At 44.8% G+C, this 19,526-nt stretch carries 15 protein-coding genes; all 15 read right to left on the reverse strand.

Going from position 1 to position 19,526, the window contains the following annotated elements:
• Position 1 precedes the first annotated feature (1 nt).
• The 15 genes from AC6RGY_RS14835 to AC6RGY_RS14905 all read right to left on the reverse strand — a co-directional run bounded on the left by AC6RGY_RS14835 (position 2) and on the right by AC6RGY_RS14905 (position 19,456).
• Entirely contained in the window at positions 2-1,297 is a 1,296-nt protein-coding gene (locus AC6RGY_RS14835) for a CDP-glycerol glycerophosphotransferase family protein (RefSeq protein WP_499864250.1), read from the reverse strand.
• Positions 1,298-1,444: 147 nt separating this feature from the next.
• Positions 1,445-2,539 carry a hypothetical protein gene (locus AC6RGY_RS14840; protein WP_499864252.1) on the reverse strand — a complete coding sequence of 365 codons (1,095 nt, stop codon included), beginning with the start codon at positions 2,537-2,539 and terminating at the stop codon, positions 1,445-1,447.
• 198 nt (positions 2,540-2,737) lie between these two features.
• The gene (locus AC6RGY_RS14845) at positions 2,738-4,306 is read right to left on the reverse strand and encodes a cation:proton antiporter (RefSeq protein WP_499864253.1); all 1,569 of its coding nucleotides are present in this window, start codon (positions 4,304-4,306) and stop codon (positions 2,738-2,740) included.
• 175 nt (positions 4,307-4,481) lie between these two features.
• Positions 4,482-7,115, reverse strand: coding sequence for a transglycosylase domain-containing protein (locus tag AC6RGY_RS14850; RefSeq protein ID WP_499864255.1), 2,634 nt, complete (start codon positions 7,113-7,115; stop codon positions 4,482-4,484).
• 714 nt (positions 7,116-7,829) lie between these two features.
• Positions 7,830-8,132 carry a YunC family protein gene (locus tag AC6RGY_RS14855; protein ID WP_499864256.1) on the reverse strand — a complete coding sequence of 101 codons (303 nt, stop codon included), beginning with the start codon at positions 8,130-8,132 and terminating at the stop codon, positions 7,830-7,832.
• A gap of 65 nt (positions 8,133-8,197) precedes the next feature.
• Complete coding sequence (locus AC6RGY_RS14860; protein WP_499864258.1) at positions 8,198-9,019, reverse strand: undecaprenyl-diphosphate phosphatase; 822 nt, start codon at positions 9,017-9,019, stop codon at positions 8,198-8,200.
• 91 nt (positions 9,020-9,110) lie between these two features.
• Entirely contained in the window at positions 9,111-9,368 is a 258-nt protein-coding gene (locus tag AC6RGY_RS14865; RefSeq protein ID WP_499864260.1) for a DUF6154 family protein, read from the reverse strand.
• A gap of 40 nt (positions 9,369-9,408) precedes the next feature.
• Positions 9,409-10,845, reverse strand: a complete 1,437-nt coding sequence (locus AC6RGY_RS14870) for a bifunctional metallophosphatase/5'-nucleotidase (RefSeq protein ID WP_499864262.1) — start codon at positions 10,843-10,845, stop codon at positions 9,409-9,411.
• A 21-nt stretch (positions 10,846-10,866) separates the two neighbouring features.
• Positions 10,867-11,691 carry a sulfite exporter TauE/SafE family protein gene (locus AC6RGY_RS14875; RefSeq protein ID WP_499864264.1) on the reverse strand — a complete coding sequence of 275 codons (825 nt, stop codon included), beginning with the start codon at positions 11,689-11,691 and terminating at the stop codon, positions 10,867-10,869.
• Positions 11,692-11,889: 198 nt separating this feature from the next.
• Positions 11,890-12,747 (reverse strand): DUF72 domain-containing protein, encoded by an 858-nt coding sequence (locus AC6RGY_RS14880; protein WP_499864266.1) that lies wholly within the window; start codon positions 12,745-12,747, stop codon positions 11,890-11,892.
• Between the two features lie 78 nt (positions 12,748-12,825).
• Positions 12,826-13,617 (reverse strand): sulfotransferase family 2 domain-containing protein, encoded by a 792-nt coding sequence (locus AC6RGY_RS14885; RefSeq protein ID WP_499864268.1) that lies wholly within the window; start codon positions 13,615-13,617, stop codon positions 12,826-12,828.
• Positions 13,618-13,797: 180 nt separating this feature from the next.
• Positions 13,798-14,694 carry a GNAT family N-acetyltransferase gene (locus AC6RGY_RS14890; RefSeq protein ID WP_499864270.1) on the reverse strand — a complete coding sequence of 299 codons (897 nt, stop codon included), beginning with the start codon at positions 14,692-14,694 and terminating at the stop codon, positions 13,798-13,800.
• Positions 14,695-14,814: 120 nt separating this feature from the next.
• Positions 14,815-16,590 (reverse strand): aromatic amino acid hydroxylase, encoded by a 1,776-nt coding sequence (locus AC6RGY_RS14895; protein WP_499864272.1) that lies wholly within the window; start codon positions 16,588-16,590, stop codon positions 14,815-14,817.
• Positions 16,591-17,079: 489 nt separating this feature from the next.
• On the reverse strand, positions 17,080-17,565 hold the full coding sequence (gene rraA / locus AC6RGY_RS14900; RefSeq protein WP_499864274.1) for a ribonuclease E activity regulator RraA: 486 nt from the start codon (positions 17,563-17,565) through the stop codon (positions 17,080-17,082).
• 13 nt (positions 17,566-17,578) lie between these two features.
• A complete protein-coding gene (locus tag AC6RGY_RS14905) occupies positions 17,579-19,456 on the reverse strand; it encodes a terpene cyclase/mutase family protein (RefSeq protein ID WP_499864276.1) in 1,878 nt (625 codons plus the stop codon).
• Positions 19,457-19,526 lie beyond the last annotated feature (70 nt).

Here is a 19,526-nt window from a genome sequence, read left to right on the forward strand (position 1 = left end):
ACTAAACTGCTTTATATTCTTGGTACTCAATGGGTAGTACTTCTTGCTCTTTAAAACGAACATATTCCTGTCCTTCACGATTAATGAAATCTACTATAAACATGGCCAGACGCTGTGCGCTGTTGCTCGGAACTTCACCAAAGTACTCTTCAACAAAACGCGTAACATATTGATTGTTCCCCAAGTTCATCTCGATCGCCTGCCGTAACTCTTCCTCCGATTGACAGATAGGCCCTGGAACAAAAGACTGATAATCAAAGTAAAATCCACGACTATCCAAATAATGATCAAGGTCTTTCGCAAAAAAGATGACCGGTTTTCCTAACAAAGCAAACTCAAAGAAGGTAGAGGAATAATCGTTGATGAGTATATCTGCAATTAACATCAAATTATTCACATGCACATTACTGATATCAAAGAATTTGTGTGCGTTTCGCTCACTGGGTAATTGATAACCCGATTTTTTCATCGATGGATGCTTTTTTAATACAAGTACATAGTCGTCGTCCAGCTTATCTAAGATCTCATCAAAATCCATAAAGTGTTCAGCATTTCCTCGTTTGGAAAAGCCACGGTAAGTCGGAGTGTATAATAATACCTTCTTATTCTCTAGTTCAGGGTATTTTTCATAAAGTTGTTCTTTTTTCTCGTTAATATATTCTTCATCAAAGAGTAGGTCCACTCGAGGATTAAAGACACCTTCTACGATCTTCCCCTGTGCAAAAGATTGCTGGTATTTCTCTCGAAACTTTCTTCCTGGATCAAGCACGTAATCATAAACGTGGATAATCTGTAGTTCATCTGTATCTTCTTTATCTAATCGAACCAAGTTATCTACATTGGCCAGACCAAACTTCTTAAAAGCACCAAGTGCATGCCATGTTTGGATAATGATTTGGTCATCTTTTCTCTCCAGATATTTAATTAAGCGACAAACATCTTCCACTAGTATAATTTCGCTTGATGCCATCAAGTATGGCATCCGAATCAAGCGCGTGATAATACTCTGTCCAAAATAATTATTATAGCGACGTATTTTAAATCCCTCGTACTCGTTTAGCTGTTTTTTCAAAAGCTTATATTGAAGCGGGCTAACACCACCAGAGCCAAGAGATAAAACTTTCCCCTTCTCAACTTTAACAAATCTTTGCATCATACGTGCCAGGCTTGGTGTCAGTTCTCGTTGACAGTACCGCCCTAGCCAGGTATGTTGCCTTAAAAACGAAGGCCTCAACAACATCTGCATCGCCTTCGTTTTTACTATCCGTTTCACTACTTTTTTTAGTCTATTTTTCATTTATGAACACCTCGGTGTCATTTTAGATCAAATCAGAGGGCTAACAATAGATCATTATAAGTCTTCCTTTCTATCATTGTCAATGTTTATTTCCCATAGCTTTTAAATCAAGAGATAAATTTTTTATCCATTTTAAGTATTTATATATTAATATTTCATTTTAATAGCCTGCTCCTCCAGTCTACTTATATACAAAGGAATGCGAGCAACAATCTCCTTCTTCGTTCCCATACGAAGATATGTTTCATCATCGCTTTTTTTCTCCAAATCTCTCTGTCGAAGCGTCTTCACATGATCCCCCGTCAATCGGAGCAGGGAAATGAACATTTCATCCTGTACCAGGGTAGCGCGTCGATCATCTTTACAGACAAAGCTTGAAAAAGCGCCTTCTGCAATGAATTGTAGAACTTTGTGGTAACGATCAAAATGATGTTTTTGATACCGCGGAACATGAGCATAACTCGGGAAAAGTATTCGATAATTACAGAGAAAATCCCCCATACAGGCGGCAGAACGGTGAATGATGGGAAAAGGATCAATAACATGTATTCGACCTTGATGGAAAACCAAATTTTCCGGGGAGAGATCTTGATTATTTAATGATAAAGCTTCACTTTCACGTCTTTTTACAATTTGATGTATTTTCTTCTCAATTGACGAAGTTGCAAAGTCAACTCCGTATTCCTTCAGTTCATCCAATATGGAGAAGAGTTCGGCGTTTTCTTGTTGTAAAAGCCAATCACGATCCTGCTTTTTCACACCGCTCACTGTTTGTCCATTCCATTTAAGCTCCCCTGCCTCTTCTAATTCATACGAAACTTTAGACAAGCGCACACAAAAATGACCTATCTGTTCACCAATGGAAAAAGACTTCTTCGGTGTCAATCGGGATAATGATAGTGGAGTTCCCATGTAACTCTCAATCGTAAAAGTAAGATTTGGGTCCACTTGATAATGATACTCTTGTGGACAAATTCCCTCCATTGCTTGGTTCGCTACCTGATAATAAGCTTGAACACTTGCGTACTCCGACAAAAGGGATCCTTCATTGTATTCAACTTCCTTGCCGTAAGCTATTTTTTTGGGAAAGCGAATCACCATACTTTTTCCATTAGCTAACTGCAAGAGATAGGCTTGATGCCATGCCCCTTCTCCTAACGGTGTAATATTATTTTCGGCGAACAGATTGCCATAACCACTATGAAATAAAGCTTGATCCACTTTTTCAGCTAGCCTATTCAAGATAGAAAATCTCCTTTCCATGGATGCAACATGCAAAACTGTAGAAATGAAAAGCGCCATGGTTTCTGCCATACTCCCACGATATCAAAGCTGATGGAAGTAAGCGTCCACTCATGGCGTTTGCGTTGAGTAGGAGAAATACTTTTCTTGAGTTAGAATTCGTCTGTTTCTACCGAAAAACCGCTCCTTATATACGAACTACTTCTCTTGCTTCGTTTCCAACTTTTCCAACCGGTCAATGATCTCTGTCCGTTGTCGCTCTGCGACATCCAACGAAATTGTATGATGTTGTTCCAGTTCATGAATGGCTTCATGCTCTGCATAGAGCGCTTGCCTGATAGCACGTTCACTCTGTTCTGCCTGAAGTTCTGGGCGCTCTTCATACAGACGCTCAATCTCAAGACGCGCACTTTGTAACTGCTCCTGGTATTGCTGCTTTAATTTTTGATACATCGTAGGAGAAATGAGTGCCTGCTCCTTCATCCTTGCCAATTCCTTTTCCCCAGCTAGGGAGCGTTGAATGCGGGCAATCTCTTCCTCATAGTGGGCCTCCTGTTGACTACTACTCTTCAATTTGAAGAAACGCGCTAAGGGGCCGATCGTTAAACCTTGAATAATCAATGAGAACAAAACGACACTAAAAGCGAGGATCAAGACATCTTCCCGCCCCGGAAAATCGGTGGGTAAGCTAAGCGCAAGGGCAATGGAAAGTGAGCCACGCAGTCCGCCCCAGTTAACGATATGTTTCCATTTCCATGGAATGTTCTTTAAGAAGCCGATACTGGCATAGACCGCTACACTCCGAGCAATTACTACAACCACTATTCCCAGCAAAGCCATACCCCATTTATCACTCACATCAATGCGGTTAATTTCTAATCCTACCATCAAGAAAACCAGTGAGTTGGCAAGCAAAGCTAGTACATCCCAAAAAGTACCGATATTTAGTTTGGTCGTCGGCGTCATGCCAATCTTAGCACCGTAATTACCAAAAATGAGACCTGCTGTTACAACTGCAATGACACCTGAAAGATGAAAATGCTCAGCAACAAAGAATACGCCATAAAACAGGATCATCGAGAAAATGATCTCCAAAGGATAGTCATCGTAAATACGAACCAGCTGTGAAAAAAGATAACCAAATACTGCTCCGATAGCCAAACCACCAACCGCCATCATGAGAAATTTCCATAATCCCATGCCAAGTCCGACCACACCCGCATCTACGTATACCAACAGGCTAGTTGACGAGATCGTAAAGAGGACGACAGCAATCCCATCGTTAACCAAACTTTCCCCTTCCATGATGGTGGATAAGCGATGATCCACACCCAGCCCTTTAAATATGGATAATACACTTACGGGATCTGTTGCTGCCATCAATGCGGCAAAGGTAAAAGCCAAGGCGATGGATAAGCCGATCCACTCCATGGCCAACACGCCGATCAATACGAAAGAGATCAGTGTACCTACAATCGCCAACAATAAAATCGGCCATTTGTTTTCTCGCAAATGAGAGAAAGGCAATTTAAGTGTGGCTTCTCCTAACAGAGCAGGGAGGAATATAGAGATAACAGCAAAACGAAAGACCTCATCTTCAGCCACAAAATCTTTTAATTCTTCCAATCCAGTAATAGGGATCAATCCGATTACTGTTCCGGAGATAACCAAAGCGATTGGATAAACAATATTTAATTTCTTTGCAACAGCTGTCACTGCGGAGGCAATCGCTAACAAAACCAAAATAAGCTCAAATTGTGTTTCCATCGTTTTTCAAAAGACCTCCTACTATGTAAGGCTATATTCTTTTCCATTTTAACCGAAGAGATTCGAAAAATCTCTCTAAAAAGACACGCCTTTTAAGAGGCGTGTCTCACGTCATCGTGTTTAAGTATCTCTTTGTTGAAAAAGGAAAATCTCTACTTCCTTTCTCCCTGACCCTTTACTCGTCTTCCCTTCCCTCACTATTAAGGGTTTCAGACTCAGGAACAGCAAATGATGGCTGTTGTGCTCCACCACTTGAATTACTCTCCCCTGGTTCCTGTTCGGGAGGCTCACTTGGTGGCTCTTCTTCCGATGCTTCCTCATCCTCAGAAGCTGGTTCTTCCTCTGTTGGCTCTTCTCTTATTTCTTCGTCAACCCCCGCCTCACGCACTGGCGGTGAGGAAGTTCTTCTCTCCTCTTCTTCGTTGTGTTCGCCACTTGCTCCTCTTTGATTCTCCTCAGAATCCATAACCCACAGAGTTGGCAACGTCACTCCTGCTGTATAGGAGTATCGACCAGATTGTTGAGGCTGATCCGTGTCCAACGAAACCACACGGTAAAAATAGGCAATCGAACCTTGCTTTAAGGCGGAATCAATAAACTGATCCTTACTCGTAAACCCTATCTCCTCCCAATGAACTCCGTCCAAGGAACGTTCCACGCGATACTGAACCCGCGGATGATAATCCTTCCAACTAAGTATAATATCGTGATTGCGAGCACGGTACTCGGCAGTAAGCCAGGGAACGGGTTGTAATTGAAAAGGAGGAACAGGCTCTTGCACACCGGGATTGGCAAAGTGAGATTTTTCCTCGTCCTTTAGTACCTCCGTCATAACAACCTGAAAAAGCTTGGCCGGATAGTGAGAACCCTTCACTTTCATATTCCCATTCATTTTAAAGACGTTCGATGACATCAAGTAGCGATCAGTATAGCCAATAAACCAACCGGCGGAGTAATCCCCATTCGCTCCGGAAAATCCTGCCACTTCGTGTCCTTCAATTTGGGCCTCCCGTCCTTCACCTGTGGTCACATGGTGCTGAAGAATACGCGTCATATAATAAGCCGTCTTGTCATCTACCATCTGCTCCTCTTTGACCTCTTTCAGCTCGTACTCTTCTCCATTGTATTTAATATCCCGAATGCCATGTGCTTCAATGGCAATCCCATTATTGGCAAATGGAATATACGCTTCTGCCATGTCTACCGCATTTACGCCTTCTTTTGTATGACCCATCGACAACACCTCGACAGAAGCTTCCTCCATCTCACTTAAGGACAAGCCGAATCGTTCCACATAATTAGAAGAAACCTTCACCCCAAGCTGATCTTCTATTGACCAAGCGGAGCTCACATTTAAGGACTTGGCAGCCGCCTCTTTCAGATAGACGTTTCCATATGCCGTTCCACCTTCATTCTGTGGCTCCCACTGCTCGACAGAAAAGGTAGCAGGGTCTTGCACAATACTATATTCATTGTACTGTTTCTCCTCAATCAATGGCGCATAGACGGAAAGAGGACGAATCGCTGTTCCGGGTTGAACACGGGTTTCCATCGATCGCAAAGGAAAACTAGGCATGAAATTAAGCTCATTGGGCAAAGAGACCGCTTTTTTCTCTTTCTTTTTCTCTTCTTCCTTTTTAGCTTGCTCTTCTTCGCTTTCAGCGACAGTACGCATGTAATAGCGACCGCCTCCAATGGCCAAAATCTCACCTTTTTTCGGGTCCAAGATGGTCGCTCCTGCATCAATACCTTCGTGATGATCGAAGACCTCGTCATCTTTTAGTGTTTCATCCAGCGTTTCTTGGATAGCAGGATCCAAACTCGTATAAATCGCATAACCACCCGTCGTTACTTCTTCCGCTGTCAACCCATACCGTTCTTGTACTTCTAAGAGGATGTAATGGGTATAACTCTGATATTCGGCATCGAAGTAGCGATCATAGTAGTCATCATTTATTCCCAATTCTTTGTTTTGGTACATTTTTAAATCCTCTTGGGCAATAAGTCCTTCGCGCGCCATAATAAAAAGAACGACATTCCGCCTTTCCTTTGCCCGTTCGGGATCCTTGTACGGGTTATAGTTAGTAGGAGCCTTTGGCAAACCCGCTAATAAAGCAACTTCCTGTGGTTCCAACTTTTCTTGGGTAATATCTTTACCAAAGTAAACCTTTGCTGCCATACGAATACCCATCACTTGATTGCCAAAGGGAATATAGTTTAAATACGCTTCCAAGATATCATCTTTACTATACTCGGCTTCAATTTTCTTCGAGATCACCAATTCATTGATTTTTCGTTCATATGTTTTTTTACGAGTCCCCATCACCACATTACGTGCCACCTGCATGGTGATTGTACTCGCCCCTTCTGCCTTAGTCATCTCTTGTATATTGGTTTTAAAAGCACGTAGCAAACCCTTGTAGTCGATTCCACCATGATCGTAGAAACGACGGTCCTCTACTGCCACGAATGTCTTCATCAACATCTCTTTTGAGGGAACCTCATCCATGTTTACATGTTCACGTCGTGGACCAAGAACCCCAATCGCTTCATTATCTTTATCGTAGATAGTGGAACCAAATTGAATGTTATTCATCTGCTCAGAAGGTACAGAGTCTGTCGTGTAATATAGGTAGGTAAAAAAGATAATGGGGATCGCAATCAATAGGGCCGTTAACGAGGCGAATCCCTTCAAAAATAGAATGGAACCTCTCCATAGCTTTCTCTTCCAAGGCGCCTGCCAACGAGAGGAGTCCCTTTTCATCTTTATCTTTCTTAGAATATACGCAAGTCGCCTACGTAAACCCATGAACTGCAATCCTCCCTCAATCACCTGGATCAAAGAAATTTGGAATTATCATTTCCTTTTATTCTCTTTAAGACCATCCTATTCATGTCTATGGCATCATATTGGATATATGCTCCTTCACGTCGAATGAGTAAGATTTCTCTCTTTCTTCCTTCTATTTTTCCATCTTCTTCACAAGTATCACTTCGACATAATCTTTGATAATCCTTTCCATAATTTAAAAACCAATAAAAGAATATATGGTTAAATTTATCTTAAGAGTGTTACTCTCTGATGAAGCAAAAATAAAAATTAGTAAAGAAATAATCCCAAATGAACAGGAGTATACCTTTAAGAACAAGAAACTAACCTAGCCATTTGCACCTTCTCCGTTACAACAACCGTCATCCATTACCTTCAAATCCGCGAAAAATACTCATTGTACTCTGTGTTCCACCCCCTGTCGTAACCATCAATACAGCCAAGTCTCTGAAAACACCTCCTGCATCTCTTATGTCTCCACCGTTCTAGTCATTTATCACCTTTCACCCTCAGTTTTTTTATTGGTCTATTCACATGACAATGTGCTTGTTTATTTATGGTCGACTTCCATTCTTCTCTTTTTTTATTGAAAATCCTTCCTTTAATAAAAAAAGTAAGGATGACCTAATCCATTCATCATCCATACAAAAAGCGGTTCCTATCGATAGGAACCGCTTTTTCGAAAAAACTCCATTATCTCAACTTTTTTATGGCTTCACGACCACACATTCCTACAGTAATACCACGCTCTTCTGCCGCGATCGTCACCGATTCCAATGGTGCCTCCAATAAATCTTCCAAACTACGAACGCCTACCGCTCGTCCCGCAAGAATTTGCCGATCAGCAAGCTTCGCATTGAGCAACGCAACATCGAGCGCACCACACATAATATATCCCTTCTCAGTAGAAAGGACCAACAAGGTGGTTTTCGGAAGATCCACTTCGATTCCCACAACTTGTTGCCCGTCTACTTCCATGGGTGTAACACGCACCATCGCCAACCCCTCCTATCACTTCCCGCTCTTTATACGATATGTATAAGCGCTAGCAGGGGTTCGCCCTATACAACAAAGGAAATGACGATAGCCACACTCACACCCCAACAATACAAGGCAAACGGACGTAAGCGTGTCCGATCCATTAAATTCATAAACCACTTAATCCCTACGACAGCGGATAAGAACGAAACGGCAACCGCTGCCACATAGGGCCCGACAGAGAAATAGGTGCCTCCACCATCTTCAAAGTACTCCAAGAGTTTTAACAAGGCTCCCCCACCAATAATGGGAATGGCCAATAGAAAAGAATAGTTAAGTGCCGTCTTCTTGTCCAACCCTCTCATCAGACCGGCCACGACGGTTGCACCCGACCGTGAAATTCCCGGAATGAGTGCAATGCCCTGAGCGAGCCCAATGACGAGTGCATCAGAAAACCGTAGGTCTCCGGAACGCTTGCTTCCACTCTTTCCATCCAACCACCACAGAAAAATTCCTGTGATAAAGAGAGAACCCGCTATCACCGGTAGCGATTTGGCATGTTGGTCCAATGTATCTTGGAACAAGACCACCATCACTCCCGTAACAACTGTGCTAATAAGCAGATAGACCCCCATCATAAAGGGGTTCTTGTCATCGTGTTTCCGGGTGAACGGATACCGTACGAGTGCGAGCAAAATATCAAGAATGTCTTTCCAGAAAAAAACAAAAACTGCAATGAGTGAACCAAAGTGAAGAAGCAATTCAAAAGCAAGATCTGGTTCGTCTACTCCCAGTATCTTTTCCGCTATCACTAAGTGCCCCGAACTACTGATGGGTAAAAATTCAGTCAAACCTTGCACCAAGCCGAGGATAATCGCCTCGACCCACATTTCCAAGCTGCTCATCTGACCTCTCCTCTATCTCTACTTTCTAATCTGACAGCAACTCTTTCATTGTATATGAGAATGAATTCAGATGAAATCCCTTCCTGCAAAATTAGTGTACTTGTGACGACTGAGGAGAGGTTTTTTTGAAGACGATCTTCCCGTCTTGCACCATCTTCATCTTCAACATTTCCACCAAATAGACACCGAGCATTTGCATGACCTCATCGTCACCCATCTCCTCAATCAATTGCAAAATATCTGCCCGTGATTGTTCTTCTAGGATACTGAGTACAATGTTTACGGCGGTCTCTTCGTCCCCTTCCAACTCATCTCGATAAAGCGAATAAACTTCATCAACAAAACGCATATTCCGATCCCCTTTCTTCTATTTTTAAAGCTCTATTACTCTATACTTCAAGCCAGCGTAACGTATGGCTTTGAGCAATCTCTTTCGTATGCTGAAGCGCATCGGCTAACACATCCCGTAAAAACTCCGGCACTTCATAATTTACCTGCTGTCCTTCTTTCAGCTTAAGGTACCCGATACCAAAGGTAAACATATCGATCGTTGCCACATGATACAACTGATCATCTTGTAAGAGATCATTTCCTATTTCGATCCGCTCAATCTTTTCATACGCCGGGCTTTGTGGACAATACGTTACTGTGATCCCTGAAATATTTAACGTCCCTAAACGTTTTCCGCGAAAACCAAAGCCTCGAATCTCTTTCTCTTGAAACTCTTTTAAGAGAGCTTCTTCTAATGTCACCCGAATCTGTTCTCCTTTGAGAACGGTCATGCATGGATTGATCGGATGGGGACAAATTTCATGAATACGCTTACGTGTAATCGATCCTTTGTCTAAGTCACCTAATAGTTGTCCGGCATTCACCAAAGCCAACTCAGCACCTACCCAGCGGCATAACCCATCAGCTAACAGGTTTCCCAACGGGGATTCCCGATACCAGTCAATCGGCAAGCGCTCCTCTAGCTCCACTACGGAAGTGGATAAATAGCTGTCTGCCTGCTTCGCTTCCGCTTCTAGAACACGAATGATTTCCTCATCCCGCTCTTCGTTTTCCGTTGCCAGGCAACGTCCTGATATTTCAGCTACCTCATGCGTATCCCCATCCACCTCAATAACAGTATGCCCTACATATTGACCGAATTTCCCAGCCGCTGCAATCCACGTAGAGCCCACTCGTTCCGGCTGTTCTAGCAGATGATGGGTATGACCACCAAGAATGAGATCAATGCCTTCTACTTCCTCTGCCATTCGTCGATCGTTGGGCAGGCCTAAATGGGAGAGAAGAACAATGACATCTGCCTCTTGCCTAAGCGTAGCTACTTTTTCTGCTAAGAAGGTAAAAGGATCGCTTACATCCCACCCAAGGAGATGGTAGAAGGGCTGATACGGAATGGTCACACCGAGAAAGCCCACTTTCACACCCAGGCGAGTCTGAAGTGAATACGATTCCAACCACGAAGGAGAAGGTCGTCCCATCATTTCATCCACGTTGGTTCCCACAACCGCAAAAGGTGTATCGTGGTAGAGAGCATCCAGGTGCTCCTTGGAAAAAGTGAGTAGCTCGTTGTTTCCTAACGTAATCACTTCGTAGCCACTCATCTCCAATATTTTGCGATTGGCCAATCCATCCGTTCCTTCTGTCGTCAGGTGACTGCGATCCAAATGATCACCGATATCAACAGTGATACAAGCCTCACCTGGTCTTGTCCATTCCCGGCGTAGTCGCTGGAGACAACGATGAATTTGTGGCACGCGTCCAAAATGACTATGGAGATCGTTCGTATGCAAGATGTGAATCTGTTTGTTTGTCTGCACAACTACCCTCCTCACCTAACGTTAAAACAAACCGTTGTAAACCATGCGTAAGGCAATCAGTAAAATCATCACGTACAAGATGCGAAATAACGCTCGACCAGACAGATACTCTGAAACCCAAGCTCCCAACCGTCCACCAAACCACGCTCCTGGGGCAATCAGTAGTGCCGCTTGCCACACTATATGCCCGTGATAGATGCTAATCAAACTCCCAAGTAGTGAGGAAAAGAGAATGACAAACATCGACGTGGAGGTCGCTACCTGGGTAGGAAAACGAAAGAAGATCAGCATCATCGGAACGAGGAAAACCCCTCCACCTACGCCAAATGTACCGGAAATGACACCGACGATAAAGCTGAGTGTAAGCGCCGTCCAACGATTATACCCATATGTATGAATAACACCTTCTGCATCCGTATATTGACGCTTTATACTCCAATTTACTTGTTCACGAGGCTGTAGCTTTTTGCGCAAGGTCAAGATCAGAACGACAAAAAACATATAACAACCAAAAGCGAGGGAAAACTGAGCGGCATCAAATAATCCGGAAAGATAGACGCCGAGCATCGCTCCTGGACCGCTCGCAGCAAAAAATAAAAGTCCGCTTGTATAATCCACTCTCTTCTGTTTGGCATAAGACAAGGAAGAAGAAAGCGCCGTTAGGACAATCAATGTTAGGGAAGTGCCGACCACTTCTTGCGGGGTCAAACCAGCATACTGCGGAAAAAAAACACCCATCATGACCAGACCCGGAACAATAATAAAGCCGCCTCCAAGTCCGATTAGGCTTCCCATCGTACCAGCGATCAACCCAATAAATAGTAAGATAATCCATTCTAACAACATCTTCAGTTCCTCCAACAGACTCCAGATAACAAGATTTCTTCCTTACCGCCACTCCCTATCGGTATGAACAAAACCGGGTAATGTAAACTGGTTCATTTCTCGTACTCGGATCTTCACTTCATTAAGAGTAACTAGTGTCATTATACCGCAACAAAAACATTCGAGCGACGCCTTACCCAAGAGAATGTCCAACTCCGACTAGTCCAAAAGGGATAACTGACGATCCGCAAGCCCTTCGAATTGTATATCAAGCAAATCGATCAACTCTTTGGCATTTCCTGCTGCATCCCCCTTTGAATTATTATTGAAGAGGATCGTCACTTGTTTCGACTGCTCTTGAAGCTCTTCAATGTGCTTTGTCCACTCCTCCAACTCTGCGTGAGAATAACGATAGGCGTAACGAACTTCACGCCAATCTGAACGCCCTTTCCCATTCCAACCCAACCGATTACGCCCATGAAAACGGACGATGACGTGTTCTAGATGTGTTGCAACCGGAACAAGTGGCACCGAGCCGACTCCTGCTTGCGGTTCATCACAGACCACATGGATAAAGCCTTCTGCACGCAACAAGGCCAAGGTCCTTTCACGAAAAGCAGGCTCGTACCAACTCTGATGACGAAACTCAATGGCTAGTGGCAAGTGAGGGTACGTTTTTCGTATCCGACGCAAATATTGAACATGGTCTCGTTGGCAGTCGTACCAAGGCGGGAATTGAAATAAAATAGCCACCAACTTTCCTGCATCGACAAACGGTTGAATACTCTCATGAAAAGCGGAGAAAATCTCTTTCATCTCCCTTTCTGGTGCTCCCTGTGGACGCCCATGTCCCGTCATCTCTCGGTAAGCTTTCACTACAAAACGAAAGGAAGGAGGGGTTTCCTCCACCCAATGTTCGCATCGAGCCCGTGGAGGAATAGCATGATAGCTACTATCTACCTCGACTACAGGAAAATGACCAGCGTAAGTAGCCAGCTTTTCATTTGAAGGAACTTTGCCTGGATAGAGAAGATCATGGTCTCCCCAACCACAGACACCTACTTGTATGCGATTCATCCCTATTCACCTTTCACTTCTTCTACTTGGTTTATTCGCATTGTAGCATATACACAAAACATGAACGAAGACATCTCTTTATTTCAACTGCTCATCATCCGTTTTGTCAGGACTACTGGCAGCTACTTGTTGTTCCGTCCCAAGGTTCTGATGCTGCGCCAGTAAGCGTTCCCTGCAGTAACGGTAGAGAAAGAGGTCCATTAGATTATTTTGAATAATCTCTTGCTTTATTTTCTCCGGTACATTCGCCCGACGTATCCGTTGTACACTTTGATTCTCCTTCTTATACGGAACCGTTTGCCAACCCAACTTGCGGTTTATCACCTCCAAAGTCATCCCGTATAAATCGGTCGTTCCAACTACAGCGAAGTGACGTTGAACATTCTCTTTGGCTTGTTCTAATGTGAAATTTCGTAAATCGCCTGCTAAGAAGCGTGTCTGATGGTTTCGTAGCGGGATCTGATAGCGAGGGTCGGCAATAAACTCTGCAAAGCTGAGCTTCTTAATCGGGGCATGAATCGGATTTTGGGAACGGCAGCAAATATAATTATATAAAGAGACTATGCGATGAAACGGGTGCCGAACCAGGGTCATATAGTGAACGGGTCGTTGAAAATAAGTATGAACTCCATACAAAAAGTGACCGTAAGCGCCTTTAATGTTTGCTTGTTGCGGTAGGGTCAACTCTTTCACTTTTGTTATCGGCTGCATAGGAGTGATGCGCAGTAGCTCCTCCTTGCGGTATTGTTTCTCCATGATTCTACGCATCGTCACTCCCCCTGTCTTGGGGATGTGAAGGAATATCACTATAGGTTTCCTCTTATTCACTGCCTTTCTCCCCTTCCCAGTAAACCATGCTCCTACCATCATATTAATGGCCTACTAAGCCGGTGTTAGAACAACCATGGAATTTTGGGAGACTCAGGCTGGATGACTATCCTGCTCGGAACCATCCGTGGTATTGTATTGTCCATACAATATAACCGCTGGGAACGTGGGGCTATGAAGTCATTCTCTGCTCATTTCCGTGACGGATAAGGGTGAGAACCTTCATTTCCCTTCCCCCAGTCGCTTAACCATTTGTACTTGTTGTTCAAACGGAAGAAATCCTGCTAATCTCAGGAGATTGATTACGGTACGATTAGATTGAGAAAGGTTAAATGTACTGCGGACAAGTGATTTCTCCGAGGGCCCAAAAACATGGCTTAACAGGCATGAGGTTACATCATCCCTTTCTCTTCTCTTTAATTCCGGGTGAGCCTCACATTGATATAAGACGGTAGCCGTCTGCTCCCCATCTTCCTTTCGGCTTTTCTTATAGAGCGCATACCCTAAGACCACGTGTTCTCCTTTCCGCCGTACGACCAAGGCTTCACCATCACGAACACTTGACCACTGCGTTTGCCACGCACTCCCCCAGTTGTAGAAAGATAAGCTAGATAAAGTTGCGGGAGAGACAACGGACACCTGATAGTCCTCCGTCTGATATGTCCATACATCAGGGGAAAGCACCCCTGATCTTTTGTAAAAGAGCAACGAGTCATCTATGGTATACCCGCAACTTTTATACAAGTGGATGGCAGCCTGATTTTTATGTAGTGCCTCCAGCTTCGCGACGTCTGCTTCTTCTTTCTCATAATATCTCAGGGAAGCTTCGATCAAGTACTTCCCAACCCCCTGGCGTCGGTATCTGGGGATCATTCCGGTACCTCCATTCCATGCCACTTTCTCTTCTCCAAGTTTTCGATAACCGTTCATCACAAACCCTACGGCTCTTCCATTTTCTATAGCGACCAAGGACTTCTCTAAAGATAACGATTCCCTTGCTATACGAGATTGCAACGCTTCCACAGTCATCGTCATATCCAACGAATAGCCTTGAAACCCTTCATTCCAAAGCGAAACAATTTCATCTAAAGCAAGTGTTGATATTGGCTGAATCTCCATGTTCATTCTCCCTTCATAATCTAACCACTACTCCATCTTTTCTCTTTTTTCAGTATACCGAACTTAACCGCACAATAAAAACCGAGAGAACATTCGTCCCCTCGGTTATCTGATGAGAGATTAAATCCCTCTCTTCGCTAATGCTATTCCATTTTCAATCAACCAACCGTTTTCCTCATCGTTGGTAGCCAACGCTGTTAATTCCTCTTCCAATTTCTCGATTAACTGCGGTAACTCCCCTTGCTTCGTAAGGATTTCGAGCATCTCTACACGCAAGAGCCAATCATCTGGATGATGTTCACTCACCGTGGCATGGATTTCCAAAATTTGCGCAGGAGCATCGTCCGGACTTGTCTCGCGAATGGTTCGGACTGATTGATACAACTGCTCTAACAGGGGCAATTCTGATGATGACTGTCGAAGAGCCACAGTATCATGATTCCCTTCTGCTACCTGCTCTTCTCCTGCTTCCTCGTCGGCAAAGAAACTCTCTCGATCAGCAGCACCTGCAAACACAGAAACAACGCTTTCTCCTACAGCCATATCATAGGTGCCCCACTCAGGTGCAAACAAGACTTGTCCTTGATGGTGAACATCGCAGTGATCAAAGGAGAGGAGAACCAATTTCCCTTGTGCACGCTCCCAGGAGCGAACAATCCCTTCCACTTCAACTCCACTGACAAATTTCAATTTCACCCGGTTTCCTACCGTGATTCCTTGTTTCGCTAACTCTTCATCCGTCAGCAACTCTAATGGCTTGTCCAGCCCCTCTACTCGTCCGATAGGAGCCCCAAAGCCATCGCGGTGGGTCGCTTTTCCATGCCCTGAAAGCTCCTCTCGCTCTACAGCCAATGCCGTTTCACCGGTTGTTTTCAAATAGATGGCTTCTTCCTTTTCATCCAGGATCAGATCCGTTAGTGTTCCTGTCACCTGTAGGCCAGAACTGTATTCCATCGTAGCCATATTATGTGAACGAATCGCTTTTTGTAAACTCTCCGTTCCCCCAACTGTAAAAGCCATCTGCTGGGCAAACTGTTGAACAGCGGCAATCAACTCATCAAAGTCCTGGCATACAAACAACTGAGGCTGAGGCCGAGTCACATCAAAACCTGTCTCTATGCACCCCTCTAAGGAGAAAGGATGTTTCTTCACCTCATCAGATAAACAGTACTTGCTCTCACCTACAGAGGATAGCAGGCCCGCCCCATAAATAAGGGGATTTGCAACTTCGCCAATCAACCCGTATTCCACTGTCCACCAGTATAAGCGCGAGATTTGCTCCGCTTCTGATACTTCATGGATTTGTGCTTGTTTCTCTTCTAATTGGCGATGCGCAGCCTCAATTTCTTCCTCGGTCGATGCGGGGTTTTCCATCAACTGTGATAAGTGACGCATCGCGTTAAATGCCTCATGCTCTTCTTTACTGGCGAGCGCTTTTGCTCCGATATCACCAAAAAGCTTTACATATTCGGCGTATTTCTCATCACATAGTATAGGAGCATGTCCAGCCGCTTCATGAATAATATCCGGTGTCGGTGTATAGGCAATATGCCCTAACGTACGCATATCCGTGGCAATCGGCAAGAGACCATGCGCTTGAAAATCGAAGAAAGCAACGCCGGGAATCAAACCATCGATCGTCACGGCTCCCCATTCAAATGGCTCCAAGCAAGCATTCATCTCTTCGACATGTGGAATCGACTCCACTCCAATACCCGAAGACTCTAGTCCTTTGAGAAAAGCCGGATGTGCTTTTCCTTCGAGAAAGTGAGTGTTTTGTCTCATCACAAAGCGCCATACTGCTTGATTTGTAGGAATGTATTGATCATACTTTTGCTCCACAACATAGGGCTTTAAATGGGCAGGAATCTTCCGTTTCTTCTGTGTCTTCAACATTTTTTTACCTCTTTTCTATGCATATACTAAATGGCTAAAAGCCAATTCTCTATCGCTTCTTAAATAAAATACCCTTCTAAACACAAAAAAGCCTCATCCCCGATAGGGACGAAGCATTGCTTCGCGGTACCACCCTACTTGATGAATGAGCCTTGAGCTATTCATCCACTCTTGGTTACCTTCCATGGATCGAGTGCAAGTGTAATTCGCCAGTCGCACTGCCTGGATTTTCACCCACCATCCAGTCTCTGCTCTCTGCTCATGCGTCTGCTACTTCTGTCTTGCTCATGGATTGTATTCAGTTCGGTCATAAGCACTTTCGCACTTTCGCACTTGTGTGCATGTTTGCTTTTAAGTGATAAAGTAACTATAACGAATAACCTTTACTTCTGTCAATACCTTTATCCAAATTACAAGCATCCACCGTCGTCAACTCTCTTTCCCCTTCCAACGACCACGTTCTTTTGCCTTGCAAGGGGGAAGCGTTATTTAAGTCAACTCTAGTTCCTGTGAGGCCAACACCACGCCATCTCGATCAGCATACACATAATTTCCAGGGTGCCAAGTGATATTGGCAAAGGAAAGCGGAACCTCTTCTTCGCCCTTCCCTTCTTTCTTACTCTTTAGGGGGGAGGTTCTAAGCGCTAGGATTCCAATATTCATCTGCGCTAGTTCTTCTGAATCGCGAACGCATCCATGAATAATAATTCCCGCCAACCCCTGCTTCATCGCCAGATCAGCAACCCGGTCTCCCAAGAGAGCACATCGCATCGATGCTCCACCATCGACGACGAGCACCGTTCCAGGTGGAAGCGATTGCACTGCCTTTTTTACAAGGACATTATCTTCAAACACCTTTACCGTCGCTATGGGTCCGTGAAAATCCCTTTTCCCTCCGTATGAGTGAAAAATCGATTCCGCTACGGCCAGCTTATCGGCATAGTGGTCGCATAAATCTGCTGTTTTGTAGCTCATCTTCCATCGCTCCTCAAAGGTATTTCTTTTTATAATGGGCCAGCGTTAAGAGCGGCCATACATAGCGATAACTGTGATATTGAACATAAAACTGGCCCGCAAAACCAGCTCCGGTCGGGTAGCGGGTTTGCCAGTCCTCTTTGTCCACAAAGGCCATCAGGCGCTCCATTCCCGCATTCATTTTCGCCGTTGGTTTTTCATGCGTTGCAATGAGTGCATCCAACGCCCACGCAGTTTGGGAGGGAGTGCTACCTTCCAGCGGGACATACTTCTCCACGCGGTCACTCCGACACGATTCTCCCCATCCGCCGTCCTCTCGTTGCTGAGAATAAAACCACTTTACACCTTTTGCCACTGTTTCCTGAGTAGGTTCTATCCCGACAGCAATCAATCCGGTCAGTGCGGCCCACGTTCCATACAGATACGACACCCCCCACCGGCCAAACCAACAGCCACTCGCTTCCTGGTTCTGGATTAACCACTGGATGCCTCTCTTAACTGCCGGATGCGTTGATGTCCAGCCCAGTGCCCTGCCAAAAAAGTGAAGGGCTCTTCCAGTCAAATCAGGCATGGAAGGGTCGGTCCATACGGTTTTTCCATCTGCATAAGGAAGAAGGTTCATCCATTTCTTATCCGTGTTCTTCTCAAACGCAGGCCAACCACCATCTTTATTCTGCATCGATAACAGCCACTTACTTCCCCTTTCCCATGCCTCACGGTACTGATTTCTCTGTACATAAGGTGCTAATACACGTAAGCAACTAGAGGTATCATCCACATCGGGATGAAAGGTATTTACATCCGAGAAACCCCATCCTCCCGGAGGCACACCCGGATTGCGAAGCGACCAGTCACCGATACGTGTCTGCTGACGTTCTAATAAGTAACGTACCCCTCTCTCTAGCTCTTCGGTTTGAGGATCCATTCCACTTTCTAAGAGGGCATGAAGGGAAAGAGAGGTATCCCATACACCCGTATCTGTCAATTGCTGGTGCCATCCCTCCCTCGTCGGATAGAGATAGCGCTGTAGTCCACTCATGGTCTGTTGTAACAGTGGATGCTCCTTCATATACCCTTGCGCTAACAAAGCAAACACAAACACAAACGTGGTGCTAAAATAGCTGAGTAATGTCCCATCTACTTCCAATCGATGAAGCAGATACCCCTCTCCCCATCGTTCGGCTGTCCTCCTCCCCCACCGGTGAGCAGAAGGAAAGATAGTGGAAACATGCTCCTGTAGCCCATTCCGTTCATGATTGGAAGCCATCAGACTAGCAGAGAGGTGTCCCTCGTTTAACCAGTGGCAAACCCGTTCATACCCAGGAAGGCGTACAGAAAACTTTTTATTGGCAGTCAAGATGATCGGCGCCAGATGGGCCCTCGTATAACTGACAAAGTCAAAAAAGTTAACTGGCAGTGAGGGCGGGAGAAGAAAAAATTCCACGGGGATCGCCGGTTGCCGTGACCAGGCTCGGTGACCCAGCAGGGTAAGCATCACTTGCGTATAGGAACCTAAGCTTTTTTTTCCCGTATCGTTCATGGTACGAAGCGCTTCCTGTGCACGCTGGATCATGGGAGCTTGACAATCCACACCTGCGTACAACAACCCCAAACAAGCTTCGACAGTGGCTCCCAAATTTCCTTCTCTTTCGTCACGGTATAGTCTCCATGCACCGTCACTTGATTGCTTATGGAGGATTCTTTCTATTAATCGTTGCTGTAGCTCTTCTTCTCTAAGATTGAAACATTTTGATAATAAGAGGCGATAAGCATCTGTCATCGTGCCACTTTCAAAACAGAATAAAAAGCGACCTGCTGTTGTCTGTCTGGACAATAGGCCACGCTGAAGTCGACGGATCACTTCGCTGATTTGTTCATCCGTGATTGGCATGTTCCTTCTCTCCCGATGAATACTGTGAACGTAGGTGAGGTGCGCATCTCCAACCTCTCGTTCACAGTAA

It is taken from the genome of Mechercharimyces mesophilus (assembly GCF_059818345.1).

Bases quoted from the DNA above. Each gene is read 5' to 3' on its own strand.
- AC6RGY_RS14885 (WP_499864268.1), bottom strand. From the start codon at position 13,617: ATGATGGTAGGAGCATGGTTTACTGGGAAGGGGAGAAAGGCAGTGAAT.
- AC6RGY_RS14905 (WP_499864276.1), bottom strand. From the start codon at position 19,456: ATGCCAATCACGGATGAACAAATCAGCGAAGTGATCCGTCGACTTCAG.
- AC6RGY_RS14875 (WP_499864264.1), bottom strand. From the start codon at position 11,691: ATGTTGTTAGAATGGATTATCTTACTATTTATTGGGTTGATCGCTGGT.
- AC6RGY_RS14880 (WP_499864266.1), bottom strand. From the start codon at position 12,747: ATGAATCGCATACAAGTAGGTGTCTGTGGTTGGGGAGACCATGATCTT.
- AC6RGY_RS14865 (WP_499864260.1), bottom strand. From the start codon at position 9,368: ATGCGTTTTGTTGATGAAGTTTATTCGCTTTATCGAGATGAGTTGGAA.
- AC6RGY_RS14855 (WP_499864256.1), bottom strand. From the start codon at position 8,132: ATGGTGCGTGTTACACCCATGGAAGTAGACGGGCAACAAGTTGTGGGA.
- rraA (WP_499864274.1), bottom strand. From the start codon at position 17,565: ATGAGCTACAAAACAGCAGATTTATGCGACCACTATGCCGATAAGCTG.
- AC6RGY_RS14850 (WP_499864255.1), bottom strand. From the start codon at position 7,115: ATGGGTTTACGTAGGCGACTTGCGTATATTCTAAGAAAGATAAAGATG.
- AC6RGY_RS14890 (WP_499864270.1), bottom strand. From the start codon at position 14,694: ATGGAGATTCAGCCAATATCAACACTTGCTTTAGATGAAATTGTTTCG.
- AC6RGY_RS14835 (WP_499864250.1), bottom strand. From the start codon at position 1,297: ATGAAAAATAGACTAAAAAAAGTAGTGAAACGGATAGTAAAAACGAAG.
- AC6RGY_RS14845 (WP_499864253.1), bottom strand. From the start codon at position 4,306: ATGGAAACACAATTTGAGCTTATTTTGGTTTTGTTAGCGATTGCCTCC.
- AC6RGY_RS14895 (WP_499864272.1), bottom strand. From the start codon at position 16,590: ATGTTGAAGACACAGAAGAAACGGAAGATTCCTGCCCATTTAAAGCCC.
- AC6RGY_RS14860 (WP_499864258.1), bottom strand. From the start codon at position 9,019: ATGAGCAGCTTGGAAATGTGGGTCGAGGCGATTATCCTCGGCTTGGTG.